This is a genomic window from Acidihalobacter sp. (assembly GCF_037381185.1).
Lineage (GTDB): Bacteria > Pseudomonadota > Gammaproteobacteria > DSM-5130 > Acidihalobacteraceae > Acidihalobacter_A.
The window spans coordinates 1-17,550 of sequence record NZ_JARRQY010000020.1; the positions used below are offsets into that span (position 1 = coordinate 1).

Annotated in this window: 7 protein-coding genes and 1 tRNA gene; 5 read left to right on the plus strand and 3 right to left on the minus strand. The window is 66.3% G+C overall.

Annotated features, from left to right (window positions below):
- Nucleotide 1: 1 nt before the first annotated feature.
- Nucleotides 2-94 (minus strand) — tRNA-Ser (locus P8014_RS08540).
- Nucleotides 95-244: 150 nt separating this feature from the next.
- On the opposite strand from P8014_RS08540, the gene mltF reads away from it, so the two are divergent.
- The gene (gene mltF, locus P8014_RS08545; protein WP_337816892.1) at nucleotides 245-1,648 is read left to right on the plus strand and encodes a membrane-bound lytic murein transglycosylase MltF; all 1,404 of its coding nucleotides are present in this window, start codon (nucleotides 245-247) and stop codon (nucleotides 1,646-1,648) included.
- Nucleotides 1,649-1,719: 71 nt separating this feature from the next.
- Here the strand turns inward: mltF and tadA are convergent, their stop codons facing one another.
- Together tadA and P8014_RS08555 are read right to left on the minus strand one after the other, a co-directional pair.
- Nucleotides 1,720-2,196: a tRNA adenosine(34) deaminase TadA gene (tadA, locus tag P8014_RS08550; RefSeq protein ID WP_337816893.1), complete on the minus strand. Its 477-nt coding sequence runs from the start codon at nucleotides 2,194-2,196 to the stop codon at nucleotides 1,720-1,722.
- 290 nt (nucleotides 2,197-2,486) lie between these two features.
- Entirely contained in the window at nucleotides 2,487-3,512 is a 1,026-nt protein-coding gene (locus tag P8014_RS08555; protein ID WP_337816894.1) for an aldo/keto reductase, read from the minus strand.
- Between the two features lie 889 nt (nucleotides 3,513-4,401).
- Between P8014_RS08555 and P8014_RS08560 the strand changes: the two genes are divergently transcribed.
- From P8014_RS08560 to P8014_RS08575, 4 genes are read left to right on the plus strand one after another with little or no spacing between them, the layout of a single operon-like run.
- Complete coding sequence (locus P8014_RS08560) at nucleotides 4,402-7,035, plus strand: hypothetical protein (protein WP_337816895.1); 2,634 nt, start codon at nucleotides 4,402-4,404, stop codon at nucleotides 7,033-7,035.
- Nucleotides 7,028-9,391 (plus strand): hypothetical protein, encoded by a 2,364-nt coding sequence (locus P8014_RS08565; RefSeq protein WP_337816896.1) that lies wholly within the window; start codon nucleotides 7,028-7,030, stop codon nucleotides 9,389-9,391. Before P8014_RS08560 ends, P8014_RS08565 begins: the two co-directional genes overlap by 8 nt.
- A 14-nt stretch (nucleotides 9,392-9,405) precedes the next feature.
- Entirely contained in the window at nucleotides 9,406-15,180 is a 5,775-nt protein-coding gene (locus P8014_RS08570) for an alpha-2-macroglobulin family protein (RefSeq protein ID WP_337816897.1), read from the plus strand.
- The gene (locus P8014_RS08575) at nucleotides 15,177-17,504 is read left to right on the plus strand and encodes a transglycosylase domain-containing protein (RefSeq protein ID WP_337816898.1); all 2,328 of its coding nucleotides are present in this window, start codon (nucleotides 15,177-15,179) and stop codon (nucleotides 17,502-17,504) included. Before P8014_RS08570 ends, P8014_RS08575 begins: the two co-directional genes overlap by 4 nt.
- Nucleotides 17,505-17,550 lie beyond the last annotated feature (46 nt).

The window sequence follows — 17,550 nt, forward strand, 5'->3', positions numbered from 1 at the left end:
ATGGCGGAGAGGGTGGGATTCGAACCCACGTGGGGCGGTAAAGCCCCCAACCGATTTCGAGTCGGTGCCGTTGTGGCCGCTTCGGTACCTCTCCGGAGGGCGCGTAGTGTACCAAGCAGGCACCCCAAGAAGAAAGGGTTAAGATACACCCTATGACAACTCGCAAAAATAGTGACTCATGAGGCCCTCCGCTAAGAGACGCAACTCCAGGCTGATGCGGCGGCGGCTGATTCGAAAGATCGAGGTGTCGATCTTCGTGCTGATCATGGCGGGTACGCTGTATTTCGTGTTCTCTCGCAATCCGCCGGACACGCTGGCGCGTATCCAGGCCTCCGGAACGCTGGTCGTCGTCACCCGCAACGGCCCTACCACCTATTACGAGGGCCCCGACGGCCCGACCGGTTTCGAATACGATCTCGTGGAGGCCTTCGCCAAGTACCTGGGCGTTAAGGTCAAATGGGTGTTCCCCAACAATATGTCGGGCCTGTTGCCCATGGTCGAATATGGCCGGGTGGACATGGCCGCAGCAGGACTCACCAAGACACCTGCAAGAGAGAACGTGGTTCAGTTCGGCCCCACCTACCAGCAAATCACCCAGCAGGTGATCTATAGAGCGGGACAACCACGCCCGCGCGACGTGAAAGACCTGATCGGCAAACAACTGGTGGTGCTGGCCGACAGCAGTTTCTCCTCCCGCCTGCAGGCCTTGCGCAAGAAGTATCCCGACCTCAAATGGAGCACCGTCCAGGACACCAGCGCCGAGGAACTGCTTTATCGTGTTGCCGAAGGCAAGGTCGACTACACCATCGACGACTCCAACGACTTCCTGCTCAACCGCCGCTTCTACCCGCAGCTCGGAGTGGCCTTCAACCTGGGCAAACCGCAAGAGCTGGCCTGGGCCATGCAGAAAGGACAGGACAAGAGCCTTTACGACGCGGCCAAGCGCTTTTTCGCCAAAATCGAGAAGAACGGAGTACTGCACCGCATCACCGAGCGCTATTACGGCCATGCTCGCGGCTTCGACTATGTCGGCACCTTCACATTCATGCAGCACGTCAAGGAACGCCTCCCGGCACTGATCCCGATCTTCAAGGCCGCCGCCAAGAAATACGATCTGGACTGGCGCTTGATCGCAGCACAGAGCTATCAGGAATCGCACTGGAACCCGAAAGCCGTGTCACCAACGGGCGTGCGAGGCCTGATGATGCTGACGCTGGATACGGCCAAGCACATCGGCATCACGAACCGCCTGAATCCCGAACAAAGTGTGATGGGCGGCGCGGCCTATCTGGTCAAGCTGCGCGGTTGGCTGCCTGCTTCGATCAAGGAGCCCGACCGCACATGGTTCGCGCTGGCCGCTTACAACGTCGGCATAGGCCATGTCCTGGACGCGCGCGACATCGCCAAGCGCCTGGGCAAGAATCCCAACAGCTGGACCGAAGTGAAGGATGTGTTGCCGCTGCTCACCCAGCGCAAGTGGTACAGCCGTACGGCCAACGGCTACGCTCGTGGCCGCGAGGCCGTACTATACGTTCAGAACATCCGCAGCTACTACGACATTCTCATGTGGCTGGCCAGCCACAAGAACGGCCAGGCGTTGAATCAACCCTTACCCACTTCCCTGCAGGCCATGCCGCCCAGCCTCTAGGGATACGATTGCGGGTACAACACAGGCGATTACTGCGTTGCACCATGCTTTCAACTGAAATTATCGCCCCACTACCCGCGGCGCTTACGGAAAAACGCCTTCAGGCGTTCCGAGCATTCCTCGTGCAGTACGCCGCCGCGGACCCCTACTCGACGCAACGCATGGGGGGACTGCAATATGGAAAAGCGGCTGCCGGCAGCGCCGGCACGCGGATCGTAGGCCCCGAACACCACTCGCTCGATACGCGCGTGCTGGATCGCTCCCGCACACATGGGACAAGGCTCCAGGGTAACGTAGAGAATCGCCCCGGTAAGACGGTAGTTACCGACAGCCTGCGCCGCGGCACGCAGGGCATTGACCTCGGCATGCGCGGTCGGATCACGCGCCGCGACGGGGCGGTTCCAGCCTTCGCCCAGCACTTCGCCCCCGCGCACCACCAGCGCACCGACCGGCACCTCGCCTTCCGCCTCGGCCTTCGCCGCCAGTGACAGCGCGCTGCGGATCCAACGTACATCGTCTTCGCATTCGGCATCAGGCAGAAGCGGCATCGTAGTTTTTATGGGCACAACCGTTTACTCGATACTCGTCTCCGATGACACGACGTGTAGCTTCCGATAGTCATCTTGCGTGCCGCGTGCATGAAATCCCGACAAACCGTACGGCTTGAACAAGGACCATGCGAAAAACCGAATCATAGAACAAGAGACGGTCCGGTTGCTTTGTACATGCGCATCAGCTGACACGCATCGCATTTAATGTAACACCGTCGACAGCGCTTGCTCGATGGCAAACAAAACATGGAAGCCTGCGAGCACAAACAGTCCTCCTGCAACGGCGCTCACACCGGAAGCGGATTTCGTTCAGTGAAACCGGCTTGATGCCAATAGGGGTAAGCCCGCGTGACCTCGCTTGCAGTATCGAGCTTCGCGACCTGCTCCAGTGTGAGGTTCCAGCCAACCGCCCCAAGGTTCTGCTTCAGCTGTTCCTCGTTTCGGGCTCCGATCACCACGGTGGATACGGTCGGGCGCTGCAGCAACCAATTCAGCGCGACCTGCGGCACGCTCTTGCCTGTTTCAGCGGCGACTTCGTCTAGCGCATCGACGACCCTGAACAACAGCTCTTCCGGCACCGGAGGTCCTTCCTCGGCGGTCTTGTGCAGGCGGCTGGTCGCCGGCAGTGACGCACCCCGGCGGATCTTGCCGGTTAGCCTCCCCCATCCCAGCGGGCTCCATACGACGGCGCCGACGCCCTGATCCAGTCCCAACGGCATCAATTCCCATTCGTAGTCGCGCCCGACCAGAGAGTAGTAGGCCTGATGTGCGACGTACCGCGGGTAGCCGTAGCGGTCGGCTGCGGCAAGCGACTTCATCAGATGCCAGCCGGAGAAGTTGGAAGCACCGACGTAGCGTATCTTCCCGGCCCGCACCAGATCGTCCAGCGTGGAGAGCGTCTCCTCCACCGGCGTCATGGCATCGAAGCCGTGCAACTGGAACAGATCGATGTAGTCGGTGCCGAGACGTTTGAGCGCAGCCTCGCAAGCGCGGATCAGATGAAACCGCGACGAACCGACGCTGTTGGGATCGTCGTCGAACCGGAAAGTAGCCTTGGTGGAGATAAGCACGCGGTCGCGACGTCCCTTGATCGCCTCGCCAAGCACCGCTTCAGCGGCACCGCTGGAGTAGACATCAGCGCTGTCGAACATCGTCACGCCCGCGTCAAGGCAGATGTCGATCAGGCGCCGAGCCCCGGCGACGTCGGTATTGCCCCATGCGCCGAAGAACTCACCTTTGCCGCCGAAGGTTCCGGTGCCGAAGCTCAGTGCGGGAACCTTGAAACCTGAAGCACCCAGATGGCGGTATTCCATGGCTGTAAACCTCCTTTGCCTGGCTATTGTCCCGGAGCACTATTGCTCCCTGACCTATTGCTCCGCCCCCTAAATAACACCTATTTCAAGGACACGCTGATTAAATGTCTGCGCAGGACAACCCGCTGTGCTGTGCGCCTTGCGGCTTCATCATTAGATCAGCGTGTCATTCGGAGCCGAAGCAATAAATATATATCCCGACGAACGATCGCGCTTGGCCTCAGCGACAACTTCGCTCCGAAGCGACGGCGAGCGCACCTGCATGAAATATCCGCAATTTGACCTCGCCCCGACAATGGCAGCGCCCGTTCAGCCGTCAAGGTTCACCGGGCGACTCGATGAACAGCTCGAAGCAGTTCCGATCGGCAACGTAGTTCTTCGCCAGTTGGTGCCCGCCCCGGTTCTGCGCGGATGACAGACGTCAACGGTTACGAGCATGGCCTCGTTGACGAGCGGACTGAAGAAGCCATCATTGCCATATTCTCAGTGAGGCTATTGCTGGCAGATAGCCGCGAAGGTAGCATGCCTGGATGCAGATCCTGCTCCAACCGCAGACGACAAGTTTGGCGCTTTGCGGCCTACAACTGTACTGGTATCTATTAGTCGTCAACTCCAATATTGCTGTGCATAACTTAAGTAACAAAAAGCCATTCGGGTCTGCCACCTCGATCTCGGCCATGCGCAACCAGGGGGCGGTTGTTTTTGAGCACCGTTAACGTGACTAAATTGATGTTCTTCATTTTTCCGCCCGATGGCGCACTTTGTTTCGCGCTCCTCATTTTGCGGACTGAATTTCGTGGCTGATCGATAAAGAAGAAAGGGCGATGGGGATCAGCGGATGACGCGAATGAGATTGCGGAAGATTTCCGGTAGCAGAGCGGCTTTGTGCATGTTGCCGCTGCTGTGGCTCGCAACCGTCAACGCCTTTGCCCATACGGCTCCTCTGGCGCCGCGGCTCGACCGGGACAAGCTGCCGGCACGCGGCGACGCACAGACGGTACTGCACGTGGCCGCCTTCGGCCATTACACGATCCTGGCCCACAGCGCCCAGGGTGTGGCCCTGCAACTGGTCAGCCGTATGGCCGGGCCGGGTCCGGTCGCCGGCCGGCCGGGCAAACAGGACGGCCGGCTGGACCTGTTTCTGGAGAAAGGCGACTATCTGCTGCGGACCATCGCCAGCGCCAAAGGCAACGACCAAGTGGCGCTGAAGGCGGTGCGCGCCCGCGAACTGAACCCCTACCCCGCCCCGCGTTTGACTGAGTACCGCATCGTGCGCAGTTCGCTGGGCGATCTGCAGCAGCGTTCCTACTGGCTGCAGATCGACAAGGCACGCCGCGTGGCGATCGAGGCCGCCGGTCGCAATCTGGCCGACCTGCGCTTGTGGAAAGACGGCAACTGGCTGGTCGATGCCAAACCGGTCGCCCAGGTAACGACGCCGACACCAGGTAAACCGCTGGCCGAGCGTCTGCTGACGGTCCGCCTGGAGCCCGGCCTGTACCGCCTCACTGCCTATGGCGGCCCGGCCCAGCCCTGGGCGCGAAGCTCGGCCAAGCATCCGCTGTACCTGCGCCTCGGCATCCCGCTCCTGCCAGAGGCCGGCCGCCGTCGTCACATCGCGGGCCCGTTCGGCGTCGACCGCTGGCGGGTGCCGGGCAGGACCGACTATTTCCGCCTCGAGCTGCCGCAGGCGGAAAAGGCCTCGCTGGGAGTCGCCGATTACAGCGCCCGCCAGCCGTTCGCCGCGCCGGACCGCGTCGCGGACATAGACAAGAAGAGCCTGCCGCCGGTGGCCGAACTGCGCGTTCCGCAGCACTACGGCCAACGTCTGTTGAGCGTGCGCCGGGAGGCCGGCAAGCCCTACGTGCTGCAATATTTCCACAGGCGGGACTCGGCCCGGATCAGTTCGCCGGGCGACTATTGGGTGGGCACCCTGCAATCTGGCTACGGCGGCGACGCCATCGACCTTACCGCGGTCATGACCTGCATATACGGTGAATGCCGCAGCGGACTGTTCGGCACGCACTCAACCGTAGTGGCCGATTCGGCCATTCCGCTGGACCGGGGCACCGGCTGGCGGCGGCGCTTCAACCTGCTGGACGAGGCGACTTTGTTCTTCAAGGTACGAGAATCCGGCAACTATCGTTTCACGGCCGAGGGCGTACGCGCGAAGCTGCGCCTGGAGCCGCTCCTGACCCAGCGCCCTGCGGACTACCAGGCGCCAGAGTTCACGACCGGCACACTGGCCCAAAGACTCGATCCCGGCTACTACAAACTGACCCTGCGTCCCGTGCACGGCGCCAACGGGAAGGGCATCGTCACCCTGAGCGCGGTACCCACCGGGATCGAGGGCGTTCTCGCACCCGAGATGAACGCGGCGCAGACCGGCTTTAGCGCCCGCGTGCACCTCAAAGCCTTTGACGACTACCGCATCGCCCTCAACGAACAGCCCGGCGTGACCCACACCCTGCTGGTGCGTCGCCTCCCGATTGACCTCGCTCAGCCCCTGCCATTGAGCTTGGCGGCCCACGCCCGCTTCCGAATCCGCGTGCGAATCCCGGAAACGGGCCGCCTCAGCGCCGTGGCCGAAGACGGCAGCCTGCTGCCACTGACGGTGAACGGCCGGGCCGTGGGCAAACAGGCCGAACTGCGGCCCGGCAGGTACAGGATCGCCTTGCAGAACCCCGCCGACCGGGCGCTGCAGTGCAGCCTGGCGCTAGCACCCAGGCGACTCAGCGCCACGACGCCGCTGACGCCAATCCCGACCACCATCCTGAACAACCGCCCCCGCTTCCCGTTACTGGACGCCTCCCAGGCCCGATTCTTCAATGTCGACCGCAGCCAGACCACCACGGTCGATGTGCGCGTCGACAAGCCGGCCTTCTACCGCCTGGAGAGCACCGGCCTGCTGCGCACCGAGGGCAACCTGCGCACCCGCACCGTCACCAGCCTGGAGCGCCGATCGGCCAACGGGATCGGGCGCAATTTCCTCATCGCCCAGTACCTGGGGCAAGGCGAATACCAGTTGTCCACCCGGCCGCTGGGCAAGAGCCGCGGTCCGTTCGGCCTGCGCCTGACGCGCAAGACACCGATCGACGGCGGCGAGCTGATGCCTGGCATCCGGGCGCGCCGTTCGCTACCGGCCGATAGTGGACTGCTGTACCGCTTCCACGTCGCCAAAGCCGGCTACTATCGGCTATATGCCATGGGCCTGGGCCGGCGATTCCGTGCCCGCCTGGAGGACGCTGCCGGCTGGCCCCTGGTCAAACCCGGCGTTCCCGCCAATTTCCTGCAACATTTCGAACCCGGCGACTATCGGCTGGTGATTCTGCCTCAGCCGGTCGATGTGCGCGTGATCACACGCTTCGCGCCGGTGCCCGCCCCCCCTGCTATCCGTCGGCAAACCGATTTCCGAAGTGATCGGCGGCAGGCCCTGGAAAGGCAAGCTGGCCGCCGGGCACTACCTGCTGGAGACCGCGAGCGTACGGCCGAACAACCGTTTCGACTATCAACTCTCCTTGCATAGCAAGGAGCTGGTCGCCGGCGAGACGCGTACGCTGCGGGCGCCGGCCTCGCTCACGGTCTCCGTGGGCGCCGCCGCACCGGTCGAACTCGCCTCGTTCGGCAACCGGGACGTACGCGCCAAGCTGTACGACGCACAGGGCGATCTGGTCGCGGAAAACGACGACCGGGCCGACGACTGGAACTTCCTCATCAGCCGGCGTCTGACTGCGGGCCGCTATCGCCTGCAGGTGGACCCCGTGGGCACAGACACCGCCACCACCACGGTCGGCATGCGCCTGCCCGTCGTGCATCCGGCCGTCCCGCTGCCCCTGCCGGCGCACCTCAGGATCGGCGATGCCGACGTGCACTATTACGCCCTGCCGGCAACCCCGCCCGGCCGACTGTGGGCATTCGCCGCCCATACCGGCGGCGGCGCTGGACTGGCCCTGGAGCACAGGCAGAACAGTCACTGGCTGGGCGTAGGCCAGCAAACCGGAGCCTCGCCACGCCTGCTGATGCCGCTCGGTCCGGCCGCCGCCGCTGGCGAATACCGCCTGCGGGTCTGGAAGCTGGAGCGCGCCGGTGGTCCCCTCGCGTTGACCGGCCGCGCGCTGGCGGTGCCGGCCCAGGCAGGCTCGAAGCTGGCCCGTGGCGTGGTCCTGAAGCGCTTCAACACCTTCGATCCCCCCCTGGGAGTGGCCGCCGTGCGCCTGGCGCGACCCGGCCAGTTCGCGCTGAGCGATGCCGCCGGCGTGCTCTGGGCCAACGGTGCCGGGCACGTCCTGGAGACGCCGGCGTCGGGCCGCAAGGCCGCAGCCGGATCGATGCTATGGCTGGCCCGCGACCTGCCCAAGGGCCGTGCCGGCCGGCTGGCCGCCCGGCGCATGGTGCTCGGCCGCGAGCGGCCGCTGGCCTTCGGGCTGGCGCCGCACGCCCGAGTCACCCTCGACCTGGCGCCGTCGTCCGGCACGGGCACGCAACTGGTGCTGGTCGAGTCGCCCACCGGCACCCCCGGCATCCGGCCGGCCGGCGCCGCGCCGGCCATGGCCGGGGTCGCCGTCGCCGGGCACAGCGCCGTCTGGCTGCGCCATAGCGCCGATCCCGCCGCCGTGCGCCTGTGGGATAGCGCAAACGGCAAGGTCGGCCTGCCGCTGCAACTGCACCTGTACCGCTTCGACACCGCACCCGCGCGCACATTGGCGAGCGGTAGCCACGACCTCAGGCTGGCGGCCCGATCCAGTCTCCGGCTGCGCCTTCCGGGCGGATCCGAGCACCTGCGCCTGGCCCTGCCGGCCGGGGTTGCCGCTGAACTGCGCCGGCACGGCAATACGCTCGCCAGCCTCTGGAGCGGCGCGGCCCCGCGCAGTTTCGAGGTCGACAGCCGGGCGGACGGCCTGGTGCTCTACAACACGCGTGCTGCACCCGGCCAGGCCGCCCTGCTCGCGTTGCCGGCGTCGTCCGCGTCGTCCGCGTCGACCTTGGGCGGGGGGCGCTTCGGCCGCTATCACTTCGCCGCCTCCGGCCAGCGAGCGCTGACCGTACACCTGAGTGCGGCGGAAAAGGCCGCCGGGCGGCGCCTACACTTGGCAGGGCCGGTGGACGGCCTGAGCGTGATCGAGGCTTCCGGACGCATCCTGCACGGCGCTGCACCGCTGCTGCACGACGACGCCCGTGTGCTGTTCCGACACAAGCCCGGCTTCGTGCTCGCCTGGCTGACGGACGCGACCGGCGAGAGCACGGCCGACGGTCAATCGAGCGCGCGCCCGGTGCGCCTGCCGGCCGCCGTCAAGCTGGTCGCCGCGGCCACGGCTGTGCGCCTGAACCAGGCTGCGCCGGGCGCCGTGGTCCTGCATAGCGACACACCCCTGATCGTGAGGGTGCGCAGCCCCGGCCGGCACGAGCGCCTGCACCTGTTCACAGCCGCTGCGGACCTGCCGCTGTATCTGCCCAAAGGCGCCACGACCCTGCTGTTCGACGGCCTCACCACCACCGCGCCAGGCGGCACGGTCAGCCTGCGTCAAGTCGCCGCCGAGCCGCTGGCCGAAGGCCTGAGCGCGCCCCGCATGCTCGCACCGGGCGATTCGCGCCTGTATCACTTCCACCTCGATAAGGCGCGCACGGTCGGCGTCGGTGTCAAGGCCTCCGTCGACACAGTCGGCTGCAGCCTGCTCGACGCAGGCGGTCGTGAACTCGGCCACGGCCTGCTGCTGATGCGACATCTGGCCGCGGGCGACTACCTCCTACGGGTCGAGGCGCCGGCCGGCGGCGGCACGGTCGAGGTGCAGGCGGCGCTGGTCGGCGCCAAATCGCGCGGTGACGGCCCGCCGCCCGATGTGCTCCGCCATTACCTCAAGGCCGCCGGACTCAAGGCCGAGTGAAAGGAACCCAGCCCATGTCGACGAGGATCGTCTTCACCTTCCTGTGTGCGCTGCTGCTCTGCTGGCCGCTGCCTTCCGTGTCGGCGACTGCACCGACTGCCGCGCCGGCGCAGCCGGCCGGGGCGGTGATGGTGCCCGACCACTTCCTGCGCCGCTGGGATCCGGTGACCCTGTTCTTTTCCCGCGACCTGGGACCTGCCAAGGGTGGCCCGGAGAACCATCCGCAGCGCTTCGTCACGGTCACCCCAGCCCAGCCCGGCGCCTACACCTGGCTCAACGCACACACTCTGCAGTTCCGCCCGGCCGAGCCCTGGCCGCCGCTGACCCGTTTCCATTGGCGCTTCGACGGCCACGGGCAAACCCTGAGCACCCTGTTCGCGCCACCGATCTCGAGCCTGCCGGCGAACGGCGCCAGCGGCCTGGCGCCGTTCGACAGCATCACGCTGACCTTCGCCGAGCCGGTTGACGTCGCCGCCCTGGCGCGCATGATCTCCGTCGAGTTGCGACCCTACCCGGGGGTCGGCGGCGTCGGCGCACACCGGCTCGATCCGGGCGATTACGACATCAAGCCGCTCGCGCGCAGCAAGCCCTCGGATTCCGCGCGCTACGTGATCGAGTTCCATCAGCCGATCCCCCAGGGAACCCGCGTCAACGTGCACATGCGCCTGTCGCTGGACGATCGCGCCGACAGTTCGTTCTACGACATCGGTTTTGCCACCGAAACGCCGTTCCAGGCGACCGCGGTCGGCTGCGGCAGACGTGACTATCCGCTCACCCGCAAGGGCACGCGCTACGGGCGCGAGCAGGCGCTGCGATGCCCGGACGGCCGGCGCGCGGTCGACCTGGTGTTTTCCGCACGGCCGCAAGCGATCGACCCGGTACTCGGGCGCAATCTGGTGCGCTTCACTCCGACCGTGGCCGGCCTGCGCTACGTCAACGCAGGCGACAAGCTGACCATCACCGGCGACTTCAAGGACGACACCCTGTATCGGGTCGACGTCGAGCCGGGCACGCTCAAGGACGAACGCGGCCGGGCGCTCGCCATGGACGGCCCGAGCAAGCTGTATCTGTACTTCCCCAAACGCGCCGACTTCCTGCGTTGGAAGACCAGCCAGGGCATTGTCGAACGCTACGGGCCGCAGATGGTCCCGGTCGAAGGACGCGGTTTCCGGCGCCTGGATCTGCGCATTGACAGAATCGCCCCACTGAACCGTTCCTATTGGCCATTCCCGGACCGACCTGTGGTGGTGGACGAATCCCGCCTGCCCCCCGGCCCGGGCGAGCGGCCGGCGCCCTGGGACAACAACAATTTCAACATCCCGTACAGCACGCTCAAGACCCAGCTCAGCACGCTCGGCTCGCCCAGCGTGTCCACCCTGGTCAAGCTGCCGCTCAGGCGCGACGGCCACAGCGCCCGCTTCGGCCTGGACCTGAAGCCCTATCTGGCCAGGATCAGCGGCAAGGACGCGCCGGGCACCTATCTGGTCGGCATCCGCCAGTTGAACGGCAGTTCGGAACGCGCCTGGATCCGGGTCCAGGTGACTGACCTGGCGCTGAGCACGGTGGATGAATCGGACCGGGTCCGTTTTGTGGTCACCTCGCTGCGCAGCGGCCGACCGGTGGCGGGCGCCGAGATCGTAATCCAGGGCAGTCGGAAAGGCCACTGGACCACCCTGGCCAGCGGCATCAGCAACGCCAATGGCGAATTCAGCTGGCCGGCACCGGGCTGGGGCACCAACGCGTCTATCCATCGCATCGTGGTGCGCAAAGGCAACGACGTGCTGGTGCTCGATCCGAGCAGGCCGCCGCCGGTGTTCGAGCACGGCCACTGGACCGCCGACGGCGCCTCCTGGCTGCAGTGGACGCTGGGCGACCTGCGCCTGCGCCGGCCACAGAATACCCAGGCCTGCCATACCTTCACAGACCGCCCGGTGTATAAGCCGGACGCGGCGGTGCACATCAAGGGCTACGTGCGCGAAGTCCGGGCTGGTGAGATCGGTGCCGCCCACGGCGCCGGGACCCTGGTGGTGGACGGCCCCGGCGACAAGGAATGGCGCTACAAGCTGAAGCTGACCGGCGCCGGCAGCTTCTATCATCTGTTCGACGAGAAGAAACTGCCGACCGGCCGCTACCAGGCCTATTTTCAAAATGACGCCGGCCGCTGCGCTCCGGTCAGCTTCCGCAAGGAGGCCTATCGCCTACCACGCTTCGAGGTCAATCTGAACGGCCCCGTCGTGGCCAGCCTGGACCGCCCCTTCAAGGTACTGATGAACGCGCGGTATTACGCCGGCGGCGTGGCCGCCGGCCGGCCGGTGCGCTGGCGGGTCACCCAGTTCCCCTACAACTGGAGCCCGAAGAAGCGCCCCGGCTATCTGTACTCGACCGATGCCCGCTTCAGCGGCCAGGGCGTGTTCCACTCCACGCCGGTGCTGAACAAGACCGCCACCAGCGATAAGCATGGCATGGCCGAGCTGGACCTCGATCCGACCATCGAGCCCACCGCCCAGCCGCGCCGCTACGTGATCGAGAGCACGGTGACCGGTGCCGACGACCAGACCGTGACCAACACCCGAGAAGTCAAGGTGTTGCCGGCCTTCGTGCTGGGAATGAAGCTGGCGCGCTACCTGCCCAAGGCCACCCAGATCAAGCCCGAGATTATTGCGGTCGGTCCGGACGGCAAACTGCTCAAGGGCCAGAAGATTCGCCTGCGCCTGCTGCATCGCCAGTGGCATTCGCATCTTCAGGCGAGCGACTTCACCCAGGGCGACGCCCATTACGTCACCGACGTGGTGGACAAGGAGATCTACCGCCACACCTATCTCAGCGGCACCAAGCCGATCCAGCCCAGACTGCCGATCCACGAAGCCGGGGTGTACGTGGTGGAAATCACCTCCCAGGACCGCCTTGGACGCAGCCAGGTGCTGCGCGTAGACCTGTTCGCCGGTGGCGCCCAAGCGGTGACTTGGTCGCGACCGCCGACCCGGGTGTTCAGCGTAGCCACCGACAAGCACAATTACGCCGTGGGCGAGACCGCCAAGCTGATTCTGGAAAGTCCGTTCCAGGAGGCTCACGCCCTGGCGGTGGTCGAACAGCCGGACGGCCACAATCTTTACCGGTGGCTGGCGGTACACCACGGCTCGGCAGTGTTCAAGCTCAAGATACGCGGCGACTACCTGCCGCGCGTACCGGTCCACTACTTGCTGATGCGCGGCAGGGTGCCGGAAAAGGACGCCGCGCCGCGTTCGGACACTCTCGACCTGGGCAAGCCGGCCACCCTGGCCACCACCAAGTGGGTCACCGTCTCGCCGCGTGACCATCGGGTCGAAGCCGACCTGAGCTATCCGCACCAGGCGCTTCCCGGCAGCAAGATCACGCTCAAGCTGCACCTGCACGACTACCGCGGCAAGCCGCTGCCCGGCGAGGTGACCCTGTGGCTGGTCGACCAGGCGGCGCTGGCGCTAGGTAAGGAACAGCGCCTGGACCCGCTGCCGGACTTCATTGTCGATCGGGGTAGCCGGGTGAAGATGCGCGACACCCGCAATCTGACGCTCGGCCGGCTGCCGTTCCTGGAGTTGCCGGGAGGCGGCGGCGGCGCCAAACAGCGCGCCTCGCTGCTTGACAAGGTAACCATCCGCAAGGATTTCCGGCCGGTGCCCTACTACAACCCGGCGATCGAGGTCGGTCCGGACGGCAACGCTACTGTGCACCTCACGCTGCCCGACAACCTGACCAACTTCAGGCTGCGCGCCAAGATGGTGAGCGGCGCCGACCGCTTCGGCTACGCCAAAGGCATGCTCGAGGTACGCCTGCCGGTGATCGTACAGCCTTCTCTGCCGCACTTCGTGCGGCCGGGGGACCACTTCATCGCCGCCGCCATCGGCCGCGTGGTGGAGGGCAAGGGCGGCCCCGGCCGGGCCAGCATCCGGGTCAAGGGCCTCAAACTGGCCGGGCCGACCGACCAGTCGTTCGACTGGCAGACCGGACAGCCGCAGCGGATCGACTACCGCGTATCGGTGCCGACCCTTGCCTATGGCGCCGACGGCAAGCCGAAGTCGAACAAGGTCAGCGTTACCCTCGGGGTCGAGCGCAGCGCCGACCGCGCCCGTGACGCATTCTCGGTCAAGCTGCCGATCCGATCGGACCGACGCCCGATGATCCAGCGCGAAATCAAGACCCTGAAGCCCGGCGAATCGATAACCCTGACCGCCGTGGACGGTCCGGTGCGGCCGGGCACCCTGCACCGGCTGGTACAGATCAGCGACCAGCCGGCCCTGGTGCGCATGGCCGCCGGGATCAGCTATCTGATGCAGTATCCGTACGGCTGCACCGAACAGCGCATCAGCCGGGCACGGGTGATGTTGGCCTCCAGGAAGCTGGACGCCCTACTCGGCCAGACCACCAACGACCATGAACGCGAGCGGGTGGTGAAGCAGACCCTGCACTGGATCGGCGGCGTGGTCGGCGACGACGGCCTGGCGGCGTTCTGGCCCGGCGGCCGCGGCTACGTGTCGCTCACCGCCTGGTCGGTTGAGTTCATGATCCAGGCACGCCGGGCCGGCTTCCAGATCGACGATAAGCTGTTCGGCCGCATGACCGATGCGCTCAGACAGGCGCTGCGTTCAGACTACGGCCACTTCGTCGACGGCGCCGCCTACGCCGAACGGGTAATGGCTCTGAGCGCGTTGGCCGACGCCGGCAAGCTGGATTCGGCCTATGCGGCCGAACTGGCGCGCCACGCCCGCTATCTGGACTTGGAAAGCACCGCCCAATTGACCCGTGTGTTGGCCCGCTCCAATTCGGCCGAACCGCAGACCATCGCCGCGCTGGACCGCAAACTGTGGGACGGCATCGTCACCCGCTTATATCACGGCCGCAAGATCTACGGCGGCCTGCAACCGACCGCCCAGACGACACCGGCCGAGATCCTGCCGTCCGAGACGCGCACGGTGAGCGCGGTGCTGCGCGCGGTGGAAGTCAGCGAGCCGAACGACGCCAAGCGCAAGCAATTGCTGCTCGACGCGTTGACCACCCTGGGAAGAGGCAACGGCTGGGGCAGTACCAATGCCGACGCAGCGGCCCTTCTGGCCCTGAGCGAGTACCTCACGGCCGGCTCGGGCGGACCAGCGGAGCCGACGACGCTGACGCTGAACGGCCACCAGAAGATCGTGCAGGTGGGCGGCAAGACGCCGCTGGTGCGCGTGGACACCGTCGGTGCCGGCGCCATCCGGGTGCGCAACGACGGGAGCCGCCCGCTGGCCGTGCGCGCGGTGACGCGCTACCTGCCCAAACAGCCCGGCAGCGAGACCCCGGCCCTGGCACAGGGCTTCGTGGTCAACCGCGAGCTGTTGCGGGTCGCAGCCGATGACGGCGTCCCGGCCGCGCATATCAAGCTGGACCGGCCCGGCCGCACGCTCAAGTTTCGGGTTGGCGACGTCATCGAGCAGCACGTCACCCTGGTCAACCCCGAGGAGCGCCACTACGTTGCCGTGGTAGTGCCCATCGCCGCCGGCATGGAGCCGCTCAACCCGGCCCTGGCGACCGCACCACCGGAGGCCAGGCCGAGCGGCCGCTTGACCCTGACACCCACCTACGTGGCCTATCTGGACGATCACATGGCCTACTACTACGACAGCCTGCCCAAAGGGACCTACGACTTCTACTTCCGCACCCGCGCCACCATACCGGGCCGCTACAGCGAACCGGCCGCCTACGCGCAGATGATGTACCGCGACGCGACCTACGGTAACGGCAACGGCGCGCAGGTGGTCATCGAGCCAGCCACGAAGTGAAGCGGACGTGGCGCCGCTGCCTGCTCGGCACGGCTGCGCTGGTCTTCACGGCCCTGGCCGGAGTGGCGGGCTACGCCTACACTCTGGCCCACTTCAAGGCGCCGTCGCCGACCCTTCTGCTGTACGATCGGCACGGCCGCTTCCTGGCCCAATCCAGCGCCGATCCGGGCCAGGGCTATGGCTACTGGCCGCTCGCCAAGCTGCCGCCGCGCGTAGTCGCCGCCACTCTGGCGCTGGAGGACAAGCGCTTCTGGAAGCATCCGGGCGTCGACCCGATGGCCCTGTTGCGCGCCGCCTGGCAGGATCTGCGCGCCGGCCGCAAGGTGTCCGGCGCATCGACCATCGCCATGCAGGTAGCGCGGATGCAGAATCCCGGCCCGCGCACCTTCGGGCGCAAGCTGGTGGAGAGTTTCACCGCCCTGTTCCTGACCGCCCGCTACGGTCGCCGCGCGGTGCTGCGCCAATACCTGCGCTTGGTACCCTACGCCAACGACATCCACGGCATCGGTTATGCCGCCCGGCTCTACCTGGGCAAGCCGGTGCAGGATCTGAGCTGGGCGGAGATCGCGTTTCTAGCGGCCATCCCGCAGGCCCCCGGCGTGACCAACCCGTTCCAGCGCAAAGGCCGGCTGCGGGCGATCCGGCGCGGCGAGCAGGCGCTCGACAGGCTGCACGCGCGCGGTGTAATCGACGGCCCCGACTACGCCATGGCCAAGCTGCAGATCGCCCGGCTGCGCATCCCGCATGAGGCGCTACGCCCAGTGTACGCGCTGCACGCGATCATCAAGCTGGAGCACGTGCTGCGCCGCGATCGGCACAACCCGATCGTGTACACCAGCCTGGACCTGGGTCTACAGCGTTACCTGCAACGTCTGGCCGACCGGATGCTGGCTAGGTGGCACGACGCCGGCGCCCAGCAGACCGCGGTAATCGTGCTGCGTCGCAAGTCGCGCCAGGTGCTGGCCTGGCTCGGTTCAGCCGGCTACTTCGACAGTCCGCACGGCGCCATCGATTACGCCCAGTTGCCGCGCTCGCCCGGCAGCACGCTCAAACCGTTCGTATACGCCCACGCCCTGGACCGCGGCACGATCACGCCAGGCACCGTGCTGTACGACCTGCCGGCCTTCGCCAACGGCTTCAGCAACATCGACCTGCGCTATTTGGGCCCCATGCTGCCGCGCCGTGCCCTGGCCAACTCGCGCAACGTACCGGCCACTTGGCTGGTTGGTGCAGTGGGCCTGGACGAGACATACGATTTCCTCGGCCGGCTCGGTCTACACGACGACAGCAAGCCGGCCGACTACTACGGCGCAGGCATGGCCATCGGTACCCTGCCGCTGAGCCTGGAGCAATTGGTGCGTGCCTACGGCGTGCTGGCCGACGACGGCATGCTCAAGAACCTGGTCTGGGTCAGAAACGGCAAACCCGGCCACGGCCGACGCCTACTGTCGCTGGACGCCGCCCGCGAAGTATCCCTGTTCCTCTCCGACCCCATGGCCCGGCTGCCCAGCTTCCCGCGCATGGGCACCACCGAATTCCCGTTCCCGGTCGCCATCAAGACCGGCACCTCGCAGGGCTACCGCGACGCCTGGGCGGTAGCCTATTCGCGCGACTACCTGGTCGGGGTCTGGGTTGGGCGGCCTGACGTGCTACCCATGCACAAACTGGGCGGGGCGGCCAGTGCCGCAGACCTGGCCCAGCGGGTATTGATGCATCTGGACGGTGGCTACCAGGGCCTGAACGACCTCAGCTTCCCGCCACCGCCCGGTTATCGTCCCTATCAGGTGTGCGCCTACACCGGCATGCGCGCCGACGGGCTTTGCGAACCGACCCTGAAGGAATGGTTTCCGGCCTCGGAACCGCCGCCGCCCGACGACCGCTATCTGCGCCTGTGGGGCAATCCGCTGCATCCGCGGCGGGCAGGCGACGGCCGGCCGCACATCTACCTCAAGGTGCCGGCCTTTCTGCGCCCCTGGGCCGACGCCCATCACATCGCCAATCTGCCGATGGACTTCGATGCGGCGCGCCTGATGCGCTTCCGAAGCACCGAGCGGACGGTCAGGCTGACCCTGCAGTCGCCCGCGCACACGCTCCACCTCATGCGCAACCCCGATACCCCGCACGACCTGGACACCCTGACCCTGCGGGTCGACGTCGAACCCGAGGTCGGTCAGGTGGTGTGGTACGTCGACGGCAAACCCTACCGGCTGTCCGGCCCGCCCTATACCGTGTTCTGGCCGTTGCAGAAGGGCCATCACAGCTTCCAGGCGCGCCTACCCTATCGCAGCGAAAGCTCGGCGATCGTCGGGGTGGACGTTCGCTGAGATCAGGAAGCGGTCCCACACTGCTCCTGATCCACTCGCTGTATAA